At 72.4% G+C, this 13,876-nt stretch carries 12 protein-coding genes; 4 read left to right on the top strand and 8 right to left on the bottom strand.

The genetic code is table 11. From position 1 onward, the window contains the following. The first annotated feature begins 118 nt into the window (after positions 1-118). Positions 119-3,526 carry a S41 family peptidase gene (locus tag ACK8N7_RS21795; RefSeq protein ID WP_500443797.1) on the top strand — a complete coding sequence of 1,136 codons (3,408 nt, stop codon included), beginning with the start codon at positions 119-121 and terminating at the stop codon, positions 3,524-3,526. Positions 3,527-3,555: 29 nt separating this feature from the next. Here the strand turns inward: ACK8N7_RS21795 and ACK8N7_RS21790 are convergent, their stop codons facing one another. From ACK8N7_RS21790 to ACK8N7_RS21765, 6 genes are all read right to left on the bottom strand, one after another. After that, complete coding sequence (locus ACK8N7_RS21790; protein WP_403212611.1) at positions 3,556-4,464, bottom strand: GlxA family transcriptional regulator; 909 nt, start codon at positions 4,462-4,464, stop codon at positions 3,556-3,558. Positions 4,465-4,474: 10 nt separating this feature from the next. Further along, positions 4,475-5,074, bottom strand: a complete 600-nt coding sequence (locus ACK8N7_RS21785; RefSeq protein ID WP_403212613.1) for an isochorismatase family protein — start codon at positions 5,072-5,074, stop codon at positions 4,475-4,477. Between the two features lie 186 nt (positions 5,075-5,260). Beyond that, entirely contained in the window at positions 5,261-5,467 is a 207-nt protein-coding gene (locus ACK8N7_RS21780; RefSeq protein WP_015609123.1) for a hypothetical protein, read from the bottom strand. 111 nt (positions 5,468-5,578) lie between these two features. Further along, entirely contained in the window at positions 5,579-6,472 is an 894-nt protein-coding gene (locus tag ACK8N7_RS21775) for an SDR family oxidoreductase (protein ID WP_015609124.1), read from the bottom strand. After that, positions 6,469-7,416: an alpha/beta fold hydrolase gene (locus ACK8N7_RS21770; RefSeq protein WP_500443794.1), complete on the bottom strand. Its 948-nt coding sequence runs from the start codon at positions 7,414-7,416 to the stop codon at positions 6,469-6,471. The genes ACK8N7_RS21775 and ACK8N7_RS21770 overlap by 4 nt, the downstream gene beginning before the upstream one ends. Continuing rightward, on the bottom strand, positions 7,413-8,999 hold the full coding sequence (locus ACK8N7_RS21765; protein WP_500443792.1) for a flavin-containing monooxygenase: 1,587 nt from the start codon (positions 8,997-8,999) through the stop codon (positions 7,413-7,415). Before ACK8N7_RS21765 ends, ACK8N7_RS21770 begins: the two co-directional genes overlap by 4 nt. A 168-nt stretch (positions 9,000-9,167) precedes the next feature. Between ACK8N7_RS21765 and ACK8N7_RS21760 the strand changes: the two genes are divergently transcribed. Further along, entirely contained in the window at positions 9,168-9,809 is a 642-nt protein-coding gene (locus ACK8N7_RS21760) for a MerR family transcriptional regulator (protein ID WP_388135889.1), read from the top strand. A gap of 24 nt (positions 9,810-9,833) precedes the next feature. Here ACK8N7_RS21760 and ACK8N7_RS21755 read toward each other — a convergent pair whose 3' ends face one another. Continuing rightward, complete coding sequence (locus ACK8N7_RS21755) at positions 9,834-10,649, bottom strand: exodeoxyribonuclease III (RefSeq protein WP_500443791.1); 816 nt, start codon at positions 10,647-10,649, stop codon at positions 9,834-9,836. A 50-nt stretch (positions 10,650-10,699) separates the two neighbouring features. Between ACK8N7_RS21755 and ACK8N7_RS21750 the strand changes: the two genes are divergently transcribed. After that, on the top strand, positions 10,700-11,185 hold the full coding sequence (locus tag ACK8N7_RS21750; RefSeq protein WP_403212622.1) for a GNAT family N-acetyltransferase: 486 nt from the start codon (positions 10,700-10,702) through the stop codon (positions 11,183-11,185). 4 nt (positions 11,186-11,189) lie between these two features. On the opposite strand, the gene ACK8N7_RS21745 is transcribed toward ACK8N7_RS21750, so the two are convergent. Beyond that, the gene (locus ACK8N7_RS21745; protein ID WP_403212625.1) at positions 11,190-12,671 is read right to left on the bottom strand and encodes a sigma-70 family RNA polymerase sigma factor; all 1,482 of its coding nucleotides are present in this window, start codon (positions 12,669-12,671) and stop codon (positions 11,190-11,192) included. Positions 12,672-12,837: 166 nt separating this feature from the next. Between ACK8N7_RS21745 and ACK8N7_RS21740 the strand changes: the two genes are divergently transcribed. After that, positions 12,838-13,836, top strand: a complete 999-nt coding sequence (locus ACK8N7_RS21740) for a helix-turn-helix domain-containing protein (RefSeq protein WP_403212627.1) — start codon at positions 12,838-12,840, stop codon at positions 13,834-13,836. The last annotated feature ends 40 nt before the right edge of the window (positions 13,837-13,876 follow it).

The following is a 13,876-nucleotide window of genomic DNA, read 5'->3' as shown; positions in this document are numbered from 1 at the left end:
GAACGAAACTGTTTCGTACACCTGAACCGTACCCCCGTCGCCCAGCGAAACGAAATCGTTTCGCTTGTGGGCTGCACCACAAGTTGCCCCGGGCCCTTCGCGCGGAAAGCATTGGGGGGTGAGTGACGACGTCGCGTATCTCCGGTTCCCGCACCTCCACCAGGACATGCTCTGCTTCGCGGCCGAGGACGACCTGTGGGTCGCCCCCCTCGTCCCGGCGGGCCACCGGCCGGGCCGGGCCTGGCGGGTGACCGTCGACCGGACCCGGGTCAGCCATCCCCGCTTCTCGCCCGACGGCACCTCCATCGCCTACACGACCTGGCGCACACTGGACCCCGAGATCCACCTCGCCCCGGTCGACGGCGGCCCGGCCCGCCGGCTCACCTACTGGGGCTCGACCGACGCCCGGGTCTGCGGCTGGACCCCCGACCCCGCCGACGCCTCCCAGATCCTCGCCGTCTCCTCCCACAACCAGCCGTTCTCGTACTTCTCCTGGGCCTACAGCCTCCCCACCGACGGCAGCCCAGGAGGGCGGCTCCCCTGGGGCCCGGTCTCCGACATCGCCGTCGCCGACCTCGACGGCGAGCGCCGCACCCTGCTGCTCACCGGCACGCCCCCGCACGAACCGGCCGCCTGGAAGCGCTACCGGGGCGGGGCGATGGGCCGCCTCTGGCTGCACGGCGAACGCCTGCTCCCGGACATCGACGGCCACCTCGCCTCACCGATGTTCGTCGGCCGCCGCATCGCGTTCCTCTCCGACCACGAGGGCGTCGGCAACCTCTACTCCTGCCGGACCGACGGCACCGGTCTGCGCCGCCACACCGACCACGACGCCTTCTACGCCCGCAACGCCTCCAGCGACGGCCACCGCGTCGTCTACCAGTGCGCCGGCGACCTCTGGCTGGTCGAGGATCTGGAGTCGCCGGACGCCACCCCGCGCAAGCTGGAGGTACGCCTGGGAGGCCCGCGCACCGGCCGGCGGAGCTACCAGGTGCCCGCCGCCAGCAACGTCGACTCGCTCTCGGTCGACGAGACGGGCCGGGCCAGCGCCGTCACCGTACGCGGCAGCCTCTACTGGCTCACCCACCGCGACGGCCCCGCCCGCACCATCAGCGACACCCCGGGCGTGCGGGTGCGGCTGCCGGAGATGCTCGGCAGCGGGGGCCAGGTCGCGTACGTCACCGACGCTGACGGCGAGGACGCGGTGGAGATCGCCTACCTGCCGCGCGCCAGCGGCGACCGGGCCCCGCGCCGGCTCGCCTCGGGACAGCTGGGCCGGGTCCAGGAGCTGATCTCCGACCCGGACGGCGAACGCCTCGCCATCGCGTCGAACGACGGGCGGCTGCTGCTCCTGGACACGGGGGAGCCGGAGGAGGAGCCGCTGGAGCCCGAGGAGCCGCTGGAGCCCGGGGAGAAGGCCCCCAGCGGATCCACCCGCGCCGACCTGTACGCGGCCACGGGCGCGGCGGCCCTGGACAGTGCGGCGCCGGTCGACGAGCACCCCGGGCTCACCGAGCTGATCCGCTCGGTCAACGGACCCGTCCGCGATCTGGCCTTCTCCCCCGACGGCGACTGGCTGACCTGGTCCCACCCGGGCATCGGCCGCTCGCTGCGGCAGATCAAGCTGGCCCGGATCTCCGGCCCCGGCGCCCCGGTGATCGTGGACGTCACCAACGGCCGCTTCGAGGACGAGAACCCGGTCTTCACGGAGGACGGCCGCTACCTCGCGTTCCTGTCCTGGCGGGGCTTCGACCCGGTGTACGACGTCCACACCGGCGACCTCTCCTTCCCCCTGGGCTGCCGCCCCTACCTGGTCCCGCTCTCCTCGGCGACCCCCTCCCCCTTCGCGCTCTCCCCGGACGGGCGCCCGGCGGCGGGCGGTCTCGACCCGATAGACGTTCCGGAAGCAGGGGGTACGGGCGAAGGGTCCACGGTCATGGTCGAGTTCGAGGGGCTGGAGAGCCGGGTGACGCCGTTCCCGGTCTCCGCCTCCAAGTACTCGGCGCTGGCCCCGGTGAGCGGCGGCGGGCTGGTCTGGCTGCGCTGGCCGATCTCCGGGGCGCTGGGCGAGACGTTCGCCAATCCGGCCGACATGTCGGGGCGGCCCACCCTGGAGCACTTCAACATCGCGAAGGCGCGCAAGGCCGAACTGGTCGACCACCTCGACTGGTTCGCGGTCAGCGGCGACGCGTCCCGGCTCGTCGTGATGGACGACGGCGAGCTGCGCGCCGTACCGGCGGCCGAGCCGGGCGACACCGACTCCACGGTCTATCTGGACCTGCGCCGCATCCTGCACGAGGTAGACCCGGGGGCTGAGTGGAGGCAGGCCTACGGGGAGGCGGGGCGGATCATCCGCTCCTACTTCTGGGAGCCCGACATGTGCGGCATCGACTGGGACGGGGTGCTCGACCAGTACCGCCCGCTGGTCGAACGCGTCGCGTCGCCCGACGAGTTCGCGGATCTGCTGCGCGAGGTCCTGGGCGAACTGGGCACCTCGCACGCGTACGTCTCCCCCGCCCGCCGCAACGAGGGCCCGCCGCACTACCAGCGGGCGATCGGGCTGCTCGGCGCCAACCTGGTCTGCCGGGACGGGGCGTGGACCCTCCAGCGCGTCCTGCCGGGCGACTCCTCGGACTCCAAGGCCCGTTCACCGCTGGCCGGTACGGGGATCCGGGAGGGCGCGGTCCTCACCCACGTGGACGGCCGCCCGGTGGACCCGGTGACGGGCCCGTTCCCCCTGCTGACGGCGGCGGGCGGCACGACGGTGGAGCTGACGTTCTCCCCGGCGGGCGGGGGCCCCTCCCGCCGGGTGGCGATCATGCCCCTGGTGGACGAGCGCCCGCTGCGCTACCAGGACTGGGTGGCCAAACGGCGTGATGTCGTACGGGAGTTGAGCGGCGGCAAGTGCGGCTACCTGCACATCCCGGACATGGGCGGCTCGGGCTGGGCCCAGTTCAACCGGGACCTGCGCCTCGAAGTGTCCCGCCCGGCGCTGATCGTGGACGTACGGGGCAACGCGGGCGGCCACATCAGTGAGCTGGTCGTGGAGAAGCTCACCCGCAAGATCCTCGGCTGGGACCTGACGCGCAACGCGCAGGCGGTGAGCTACGCCTCCAACGCGCCGAGGGGCCCGGTGGTGGCCCTGGCCGACGAGGCGACCTCCTCCGACGGCGACATGATCACCGCCGCGTTCCGGCTGCTGAAGCTGGGCCCGGTGGTGGGGCAGCGGACCTGGGGCGGCGTGGTCGGCATGACCGGCCGCCACCGCCTGGGGGACGGCACGGTGATCACGGTCCCGATGAACGCCGCCTGGTTCGACACCTACGGCTGGTCGGTGGAGAACCACGGCGTGGAACCGGACCTGGAGGCCCTGCGCACCCCGCTGGACTGGGCGGAGGGCCGGCACGCGGTGCTGGACGACGCGGTCCGGGTGGCGCTGGACCTGCTGGCCGCCCACCCGGCGGCGACGCCACCCTCGTACGGGACGGCCCCGAACCTGCGGCGGCCGCCGCTGCCGCCGAGGTAGGAGCACTACCGAGGCAGGGCGCACCGCGGTCAGACCGTGCGGGCCCGCAGGCGGCGCAGCATGCGCGGGTCCTCGAAGCCGACCGAGCGGGCGGCGGCGTCGATCGTCGCGCCGTGGCTGATGAGGTGCTGGGCGCGTTCGAGGCGGAGGGTCTGCTGGTAGCGCAGCGGGGTGAGCCCGGTGGCGCGGCCGAAGAGGCGGGTGAGGGTGCGTTCGCTGACGCCGACGGCGGCGGCCAGGGCGGGCAGCGGGAGCGGCCGGTCGAAGCGGGCGTCGATCAGGTTCTGGGCGCGGTGCACGGTGTCGTCGAGGTGGGAGCGGTGCCGGAGCATCGCGCTGGACTGCGGCTCGTGGCCGTTGCGCCGGGCGTAGACGACCATCTCCCGGGCCACCTGGGCGGCGGCGGCCGGGCCGTGGTGCGTCGCGACCAGGTGCAGGGCCAGGTCGATGCCGCTGGCGATACCGGCCGAGGTGATCACCCGGTCGTCGGCGGTGAACAGGACGTCCCGGACGACCACCGCCCCGGGGTGGCGCAGGGCCAGCTCGTCCTGCACGTCGTGGTGGGTGGTGCAGCGTCGGCCGTCGAGCAGACCGGCCTGGCCGAGCGCCTCGGCCCCGGCGCAGACACTGGCCACCGTCCCGCCCCCGGCGTGGTGGTCCCGGAGGACCTTCAGGGTGGCGCTGCCGAGGGCGGGGGCGTCTGCCAGGGTGACCGCCCGCCAGCCGGGCACCACGATCAGGTCCCCGGGTCCGAGCTCGGGCCAGTCGAGCCCGGCCACCAGCGGCAGCCCCTGGGCGGTGGTGACCTGGGGCTGCTCGGCGACGTAGGAGAGCGTGTAGGGGTGGCCGAAGCCGGCGGCGGCGGAGAAGACCTGCGCGGGGCCTGCCAGGTCCAGCAGGTGGACTCCGGGGACCAGCAGGAAGACGATGTGGCTCACGATCCGGTCATCATGCCTGAAGTTCCGCCGCGGCCTCCAGCTGGTCGACCGTCGCGATGGTGGCGAAGCGTCCGGCGAGGGCGTACTCGGTGCGCCTGATGACCTCTTCGGCGGACAGGGTGCGGGGGTCGGCCAGCAGCTCGGCGACGCTCAGGCCGGCGGGGGCGTCGGGGTGCGGGATGGGGTTGGTCGCGGTCGCGTCGATGGCCAGGGTGACCCGGTAGCCGAAGTCACCGGCCAGGCGGGTGGTGGTCTCCACGCACTGCTCGGTACGGATACCGCAGACGGTGAGCTCGTGGATGCCGCGCTCGGTGAGGAGTTGCCGCAGGTTGGTGGTGGTGAAGGCGTTGTGCGAGGTCTTGTGGATCAGCGGCTCCCCGTCCGCCCGCTCCAGCTCCTCCATCAGCCGGACATGGCCGAGGGCCGGGTCGAAGACGTCACCGGTGCCGGGTTCGGAGTGCAGCACCCACACCACCAGGTCCCCGGACCGGCGGGCGAGCCGGACCAGCCGGTTCACCCGGTCGGCGATCTTCAGGTCGGAGGTGGTCTCCCACAGGGGGCGGGCGCGGAAGGATTCCTGGACATCGATGACGATCAGTGCTCGGGTCATGCCCCCAAGCCTGGGCCGCACGGGTGGGGCGGCGACAGGCCGCATCGGGTCCGGCAGCGGACCGATCCGGTCACCGGGTGGGCCCGCACCGAAAAGGAGGCGCACCCGGTGTCCCGGGTACGCCTCCTGAAGCGACGCGCACGCACGCGCACAGCGCAGCGCGCACGCGTCACACCTCAGTGACCGTCAACGGTCAAAACGCTCGCGCGCCTGGTCCTTCGCGTCCTGGGCCCGGTCCCGCAGGCCCGTCGACGCGTCGGAGCCGTGCTCCTGGTCCCGGTTCCGGGCGTCCGACGCGCGGTCCTGAGCCTGGTCCTTGCCCTGGCCGGCCTTCTGCTTGGCCTGGTCGGCGAGCTCCTGCGCCTTGTCCTTGAACTGGTCTGCGATACCCATGCTGTTCACTCCTGTGGGATGCGTGGGGGTACGTGTGGGGTGGCCCCCAGCGGGGCCGTCCTCAGCGTTGCACGCCCCGACATCCCGCGCATTTCGGACTGCTACGGACCGTTACGCACGGTCAGCGCGCTCGGCGCGCGCGTCCTGGTCCGCCGCTCCCCCGGCCCCCACAAGCCCCTTCGACACCGTGTGGAGGCGCGGCTCGAAGCGCCGCATCTCGCGCTGTCCGCCGATCGCGATGACGGAGGGCAGATAGCCGCGGACCGACTGCATCCCCCGCAGCCACCACTGGGCGTACACATGGGGGGAGCGCCGCGCGATCCCGTCCACGATCCGCTCGACGGCCGGGCCGAGCGGATACGTACGGTTCATCGGCCACGGCAGCCGCTGGCGCAACTCCCGCATCACATCGTCCTGGTCGGCGCCGCGCACCATGTCGGTGTCGGTCCAGGAGAGGTAACCGACCCCGACCTTCACGCCCTTGTAGCCGACCTCGGCGCGCAGGCTGTGCGCGAACGCCTCCACACCCGACTTGGACGCGCAGTACGCCGTCATCATCGGGGCCGGGGTGATCGCGGCCAGCGACGCTATCTGGAGGAAGTAGCCGCGGCTCTCCATCAGCACCGGCAGGAACGCCCGCCCGGTGACCGCGCCGCCGATCAGGTTCACCTCGATGACCCGCCGCCACGCATCCGGGTCGGAGTCGGCGAACGGGCCGCCCGAGGCGACGCCCGCGTTGGCGACGACCACATCGACCTTGCCGAACCGCTCCTTGACCTCGCGGGCCACCTGGGCCATCGCCGTGTGGTCGGTGACATCGGCGAACCAGTGGTCGCTCTCGCCGTGCAGCCGCTCGGAGACCTTCTTCAGCTCGTCGGGCTCCAGGCCGACCAGCGCCAGCGTCGCCCCGCGCGCCGACAGCTTGCGGGCCAGCAGTTCGCCCACGCCACGGGCCGCGCCGGTGACGACGACGACCTGGCCCTCCAGACTCCGCCTGCTGCTCATGCGACATCCTCCTTCTCGGCCGTGGCGGCCGTGGCGGCCGTCGGGGCTGCGACGTACCGGGTGGTGAGTTCCCTGAGCTTCGCCGTGACGGCCTCCGGGGCCTCCACCGGCGTCATGTGCCCCATGCCCGCCAGCTCGGTCAGCCCGAGGCCGACCGGCAGCGCCGCCGCGATGGCCCGCGCGTGGACCGGCGGGGTCAGCCGGTCGCCACTGCCGGCGATCACCGCCGTCGGCACCCGCAGCTCCCGCACGTCCGCCGTCAGGTCCAGGTCGGCGAGCACCTGGCCCCATCCCACTCTCGCGCGGCGCGGGCAAGCGTGCACGATGCGGGCGCAGGCGTCGACCCGCTCCGGGGCCGAACCGGCGCCCATGGTCGCGTACTTGAGGAGCTTCTTCGAGACCGGGTTGACCGGCCCGAGCGGCGCCTTCGCCCCCAGGACCGCGGCGGTGAGCCGGGTCCGGAAGGCGCTCGCGCGCAGCGGCAGGACGAGGGCCTCGGCGGTCAGCCGCCCGCTGCCGGTGGAGCAGAGCAGTACGGCGGCGGCGTGCTCGCGCAGGCCGGGGCGGCGGGCGGCGGCCATCAGCGTCATCCCGCCCATGGAGTGCCCGGCGAGCACCGCTTTCCGCCCGGGGGCGAGGGTGGCGGCGAGCACCGCTTCGAGGTCGTCGGCGAGCGCGTTGACGCTGTAGCCGCCGGGGCCGGGTTCGGGGGTGAGGCCGTGGCCGCGCTGGTCGTAGGCGATGACGCGGTGGTCGGCGGCGAGGTCCCGGATCTGCGCGGCCCAGAAGTGGGTGTTGCAGGTCCAGCCGTGGGCGAGGACCACCGCGGGGGCGTCCTCGGGGCCGTGCAGCTCGACGTGGATGCGGGAGCCGTCGGCGGACCGTACGAAGAGTTCGCCCGCGGGGACCGGCGGGAGGTCGTCGCGGTGCAGGAGCCTGCTCATCGTGAGGCCTCCTCGACGACGGGCTCCCCGGCGGTCACGGTCTCCCGGTCGGTGCGGCCCGGCTGCTCGGGTACGAGCCCGCCCTCGCGCACGCCCCCGGCGCCCGGCTTCCCGGCCCGGATGACGTCGTACTCCGCGAGGTCCACAGACCGTGTCTGCCGCCGGAACTCGCCGGTGGTGCCGGGCCAGACCGTGGTGTTGCGGCCCGCCTCGTCGAGGTACCAGCTGGTGCAGCCGCCGGTGTTCCACACCGTGCGCTTCATCCGTTCCTGGACCCGGTGGTTCCAGGCGGTGACGGCGGTGGAGCGGGCGCCGAGTGCGGCGCGGCCGCCGAGCACGTTCAACTGGCGCAGATAGTCGGCCATGTAGTTCAGCTGGGACTCGATCATCAGGATCATGGAGGAGTTGCCGAGCCCGGTGTTGGGGCCGATGATCGTCATCCAGTTGGGGAACCCGGCGGCGGTCGCGCCGCGCAGCGAGTTCATCCCGTCCTTCCAGGACTCGGCGAGCGTGATGCCCTCCTCGCCCACGACCCGTTCCGCGATCGGCATGTCCGTCACATGGAAGCCGGTGCCGAAGATGATCGCGTCGACCTCCGCCTCGCTGCCGTCGGCGGCGACGACGGTGGAGCCGCGTATCTCGCTGAGCCCGGAGGCCACGACGTCGACATTGGGCTGGGCGAGGGCCGGGTAGTAGGTGCTGGAGAGCAGGATCCGCTTGCAGCCGATGCGGTAGTCGGGGGTCAGCTTGGCCCGCAGCGCCGGGTTCTTGATGGCCCGCGCCATGTTGGACTTGGCTATCTTCTCCACCAGGCCCAGCTGGTCGGGGTGCTTGGTGAAGGCGCTGACCTGCAACTCCCTTATGCCCCACAGCAGTCCGCGGCGGGCGGTGCCGGTGACGGGGACGGCCCGGTGCAGTGCGCGCTCGGCCTTGCTGATCGTGCGGTCCACTCGGGGCATGACCCACGGCGGGGTGCGCTGGAAGAGCGTCAGTTTGGCCGTCTTCGGCTGGATCGCCGGGACTATCTGGATGGCGGACGCACCCGTTCCGACCATCGCGACCCGCTTGCCGGCGAGGTCGTAGTCGTGGTCCCAGCGCGCGGAGTGGAAGACCTTCCCGGGGAAGGAGTCGAGCCCGGGTATGTCCGGCATCTTGGGGTCGGAGAGCGGCCCGGTCGCGGAGATGACGACGTCCGCACGGAGCGTGGTGCCGTTGGCGGACTCGATCACCCAGTACAGGTTCTCCCGGTCCCAGCTCATCAGCTTCACCTCGTGGTTCAGCCGGATGTGCGGGCGGAGCCCGAAGGTGTCCGCGACCCGCTCCAGGTAGGCCCGGATGTGCTCCTGGCCGGAGAAGGTGCGCGGCCAGTCGGGGTTGGGCGCGAAGGAGAAGGAGTAGAGGTGCGACGGTACGTCACAGGCGCAGCCGGGATAGCTGTTGTCGCGCCACGTGCCGCCCACCGAGTCGGCCCGCTCCAGGACGACGAAATCGGTTATGCCTTCGCGGCGCAGCCGGACGGCGGCCCCCAGGCCCCCGAATCCGGTTCCGATCACCGCCACACGTACGTGCTCGTGCTGGGCCATGCTGCCGCCTCCCGCGGTACGTCACGCCACCCTGCCAGCAATCACTGGCATGGTTCGGAGAGTAGAGCAGGGTCGTACTGATGGGTAGGGGGCGGACCGAGGAAAGTTACTGGCGGTACAACATAGGGTGCCCCTGTGGCTGAAGGACGCGAGCACCGCGAATACCGCATGGAGGAGCTGGCCGAGGAGGCCGGCATCACCGTGCGGACCCTGCGCTTCTACCGGGAGCGCGGCCTGATCCCGCCGCCCCGCCGCGAGGGCCGGATCGCCTGGTACGACGACCACCACCTGGCCCGGCTGCGGACCATCACGGGCCTGCTGGAGCGCGGCCACACCCTCAACGGCATCGCGGACCTGGCAGCCACCTTCGAGAGCGGCCGCGATGTCGCCGAGGTGCTGGGGCTCGGCGAGCCGACCGAGGAGACCCCGGTCCGGCTCACCCCGGAACAGCTCGCCGACTACTTCGAGGGCGAGGTCACCCCGGAGAACCTGGCCACCGCGCTGGACCTCGGCTATCTCGCCACCGACGGCGACGAGATCGTCCACATCAGCCGGCGCCTCCTGGAGGTCTCGGCGGAGCTCGTACGGGAAGGGGTGCCGCTGGCCACGGTGCTCTCCTCGGGCCGCCGCGTCCGCGAGCACGCGGACGCTCTCGCCGAAATCTTCGTACGCGTACTGCATGCCCACGCCTCGGAGACCGAACCGGCCCAACTGCGGCCACTGGCCCGCGCGGTGGTGGACGCGGAGCTGTCGATGGCCCTGGACCGGAGGCTGCGCCGCGAGGACGGCACGCAGCCTCCGAAGGCGTAACCGCCCCCGTGGCCCAGCCCGGCGCTACCGCTCGTAGACGACCGTCACGGGCGCGTGGTCGCTCCACCGCTCGCCGTGCGTGGCGGCCCGCTCGACCCACGCCTTGACCGCGCGCCCGGCGAGACCCGGGGTGGCGATCTGGTAGTCGATACGCCAGCCGGAGTCGTTGTCGAAGGCGCGCCCCCGGTAGGACCACCAGCTGTACGGCCCCGCGACGTCCGGGTGCAGCTGCCGCACCACATCCACGTACGCGGCCTCCTCGAAGACCCGCGTCAGCCAGGCCCGCTCCTCGGGGAGGAAGCCCGAACTCTTCTGGTTGGCCTTCCAGTTCTTCAGGTCGGCCTCCTGGTGCGCGATGTTCCAGTCACCGCAGACCACGACCTCACGGCCGTCCGCCGCCGCCCGCGCCTTCAGACCCTGGAGGTAGGGCAGGAAGGCCGCCATGAAGCGCTCCTTCTCGTCCTGCCGCTCCGTGCCGACCTCACCGGAGGGCAGGTACAGGCTCGCGACGGTCACGCCGGGCAGGTCGATCTCGACGTACCGGCCGCTCGCGTCGAACTCCTCGGCCCCGGGGACCCCGAACCCGCCGAAGCCGATCTGGACCCGCTCCGGCGCCTGCCGGGAGTAGAGGGAGACCCCTGCACGCCCCTTGGCGGCGGCGGGGGCGTGCACGGTGTGCCAGCCCTCGGGGGTACGCACCCCCTCGGCCAGCTGGCCCGGCTCGGCGCGGACCTCCTGGAGGCAGACGACATCGGCCTCGGTGCCCGCCAGCCATTCCACGAAGCCCTTCTTCGCGGCGGCGCGGAGCCCATTAACATTCACGCTTGTAACGGTCAGCATCAGGAAACAGTACCTACCCCACCCCTACCCATAGATATACGATACTCAGCATGAATATCCGTCCGTACCGCTTCGATCACCCCGACGCCGTCAAACTCAACGACCAGGTCCAGCTCGAATACGCCGTGCGCTACGGCGACGGGGGCGATCTCACACCGCTCGACCCGACGATGTTCGACCCGCCGCACGGTCTGTATCTGCTCGCCTACGACGAGCAGGAGCGCCCGGTGGCGACCGGCGGCTGGCGGACGCAGGACCGTAACCCCGAGGGGTACGCGGACGGCGACGCCGAGATCAAGCGGATGTTCGTGATCCCCGAGGGCCGCGGCCGGGGCCTGGCCCGCCGGATGCTCGCCGCCCTGGAGGACGACGCCCGGGCCGCGGGCCGCGTCCGGATGGTCCTGGAGACCGGCGACCAGCAGCCCGAGGCGATAGCGCTGTACACCTCCAGCGGCTACACGGTGTGCGCGAAGTTCGGCCACTACCGGGAGTACGAGAGCAGCATCTGCATGGCCAAGCCGCTCCGGCGGCCGTGACACCTCACTGGGGTGTGGCCAGCACCTGCGTCCAGTAGGGCCCGCGCGGCGAGTCGGCGATGCCCACGCCCACATGCGTGAAGTTGCAGTTGAGGATGTCGTCGTCGCGGCCGGGGCTGCGGCGCCACTGGTCAACCACGGCGGCGGGGTCGGCGTTCCCGGTGGCGATGGTCTCGCCGACGGCGGACCAGAGGTAGCCGGAATCGGTCACCCGGTCACCCATCCCCCGGCCCGTCGAATCGGTGTGGCCGAAATAGTCGCGGGCCGCCATGTCCTCGGAGTGGCGCTGGGCGACCTCGGTGAGCCGGGGATCGGTGGTCAGCTGCGGGCAGTCGTTGTGGGCGCGCAGCGTGTTGACCTCGGCGACGAGGCGGGTCTCCGGACGGGGCCGGGGCGCGGGGCGCGGGGACGGCGGCGGGGCCACGGTGGACGGCGAGACGCTCGGGGCGGCGGGGCTCGGCGTGGTTGACGGCGTGGGGGTGGGCGTCGGGGACGCGGACGGGGTGGCCGAGGCGGTGACCGGTGCCGGCGCGGGCGCCGGGAGCTGTGTCGTACCCCCTTCGGCGCGCGGTGCGGGCGGAGCGGGCGCCGCGGGCCACAGGAGTACGGCGATCGAGGTCACGGCGGCCGCGGCGGCCACGAGCCCCGCCGCCTTCCCCGCCGAGAACGCGGCCGGAGCCACGGCCGGGGCGACAGCGGCGGCGGCGTGCTGCCCCCCTTCGTACAACGGCACCACCAGGGCGAGACCGGAGAGCAGCCCCTCCGGCGGCACGAGCCCCGAGCTGCCGGCGGAGCAGGAGGCGCAGCCGCGTATGTGGCGGGCTATGCGCTTGCGCCACAGGGGCGTGGGCACCCCGTCCCAGTCCTCCAGCAGCCCGTCCAGGTAAGGGCAGCGGGGTTCGGCGGCCAGCGCCCGGACGACCGCGCGCCCGATGTCGAGCTGGTTCTTGACCCGCTGTACCCGTACGGCGGCGTGCTGGGGCGAGAGCCCGAGGGCGTCCGCCAGCTCGGCCCGGGTGAGTTCACCGGTCGTTTCCAGCCACCACAGGGAGAGCACATCGCGCTCCGCGTCGTCCAGCCAGCGCGTCGCCTCGGCGGTCTCGCGCCGCTGGCCGGAGAGTTCGAGGCGCAGGATGGTCAGGTCGACGAAGTCGGCCGCCGGGTCGGCGGGCTCGTCGGTCTCCTCCAGCGCGGCGGGACGGTGGCCGAGGACGGACCAGCGGGTGCGGACCTGGTTCATGGCGATGGCCACCAGCCAGGACCGGAACCGGGTGGGATCGCGCAGCGAGGAGAGGCCGGAGAGCGCCCGGAGCATGGTCTCCTGCACCACGTCGTCCACGTCCGGGTGACCGTTGAGGGCACGGCCCACGACGTTGTAGACCAGCGGCAGGTAGAGGGCGGCGAGCCGCTCCCCGGCTCCCTGGTCCCCGTCCCTGGCCGCGACGACCAGAGCGGTGACGTCCACGCCGTTCACGCTGTTCACCACGTGCTCACTTCCTCGGGCCGTGCGGAGGACACCGGGCAGCGCGTCCCCGGAGTGTGGGGCAGGTCACTCCTGGGGGTTTTGTTATCCGGTCCCTGTCCGGTGGTCAACCAGTATGCGGGGACCTTACGGATGCTCCGCGGCGGGAGTGCCGGGATGGGGGAGGGACATGTCGAGCAGAGCGGAAGCCGGCGTCGGACTGCCGGGCGCCGGGGACACGGAGCGGGCCGCAGGCTCTCGTGCGGCGATGGAGATCGACGGGGGCGCCACGGAGGCCGACGCCTTCCCGACGGCCCTGCGGGAGGCGCTGGGGCGCCGTGGCCTCTCCCTGGAGCGGGTGAGCGAACGGCTCAGGGCGCGCGGCATCGGGGTCAGCCAGGCGACGTTGAGCAGCTGGCAGCGGGGCCGCAGCCAGCCGGAACGGGCCCGGTCGCTGCGGGCCGTGGAGGTGCTGGAGGAGATCCTGGACCTGCCGGGCGGGGCCCTGCGCTCGCTGCTCGGCCCGCGCCGCCCGCGCGGCCGGGTCGCACCGGCCCGGGGCGAGGGGGCGGCCCTCCAGGTGCTGGGCGAGGACTCGGTGGTGGAGAAGGCGCTCGGCGAACGATTCCGCCACTTCAACCAGGAGACCGGCTCGCTGCTGATCCACGACGTGGTGACGCTGGGCGGGACCGGAACGCTGAGCAACATCACCACGACCAATGTGCTGCGGGCCAGCCGCGCCGGAGCCGACCGCGCGCTGTTCGTGCTCAGCTTCGACGACGAACAGGCGGAGCCGCTCGACATCCGCGTCACCAGCGGGCGGCTCGGCGAGGCCACGTACCTCAAGGGACTGAAATCCCTGGTGCTGGAAATCCATTTCGGCCGCGAACTCGCCAAATTGGATACGACGGTGGTGAGTTACTCGGTCGATGTGAGCCCGTCCCGGGAGCCGGCCACGCACTACGAACGCTGGTCGCGAGCGAATCTGCACGAATATCTTCAGCAGGTCTTCTTCCATCCGGACGCGCTTCCCTCCGGCTGCCGGCGGTACTTCCGGGACCAGGTGGGCTCCCCGCCCCGCGCGCAGCGGCGCATTTCGATGAACGATTCCCACAGCACCCATGTGCTCGCCTCCCGCTGCAAACCCGGAGTGCACGGAGTGGCCTGGGATTTCGGCACGACGGAATGACAGGAGAATTGGAAACGGGAGACCGCCCAGGGTCAGTGGA

This window comes from Streptomyces griseobrunneus, assembly GCF_046713465.1.
GTDB lineage: Bacteria > Actinomycetota > Actinomycetes > Streptomycetales > Streptomycetaceae > Streptomyces > Streptomyces microflavus.
Note: the sequence above shows the minus strand (reverse complement) of the source record. Positions and strands in the feature narration are given on the sequence as shown.

Bases quoted from the DNA above. Each gene is read 5' to 3' on its own strand.
- ACK8N7_RS21755 (WP_500443791.1), bottom strand. From the start codon at position 10,649: ATGCTGACCGTTACAAGCGTGAATGTTAATGGGCTCCGCGCCGCCGCG.
- ACK8N7_RS21770 (WP_500443794.1), bottom strand. From the start codon at position 7,416: ATGAGCAGGCTCCTGCACCGCGACGACCTCCCGCCGGTCCCCGCGGGC.
- ACK8N7_RS21775 (WP_015609124.1), bottom strand. From the start codon at position 6,472: ATGAGCAGCAGGCGGAGTCTGGAGGGCCAGGTCGTCGTCGTCACCGGC.
- ACK8N7_RS21765 (WP_500443792.1), bottom strand. From the start codon at position 8,999: ATGGCCCAGCACGAGCACGTACGTGTGGCGGTGATCGGAACCGGATTC.
- ACK8N7_RS21760 (WP_388135889.1), top strand. From the start codon at position 9,168: ATGGAGGAGCTGGCCGAGGAGGCCGGCATCACCGTGCGGACCCTGCGC.
- ACK8N7_RS21785 (WP_403212613.1), bottom strand. From the start codon at position 5,074: ATGACCCGAGCACTGATCGTCATCGATGTCCAGGAATCCTTCCGCGCC.
- ACK8N7_RS21750 (WP_403212622.1), top strand. From the start codon at position 10,700: ATGAATATCCGTCCGTACCGCTTCGATCACCCCGACGCCGTCAAACTC.
- ACK8N7_RS21740 (WP_403212627.1), top strand. From the start codon at position 12,838: ATGTCGAGCAGAGCGGAAGCCGGCGTCGGACTGCCGGGCGCCGGGGAC.
- ACK8N7_RS21780 (WP_015609123.1), bottom strand. From the start codon at position 5,467: ATGGGTATCGCAGACCAGTTCAAGGACAAGGCGCAGGAGCTCGCCGAC.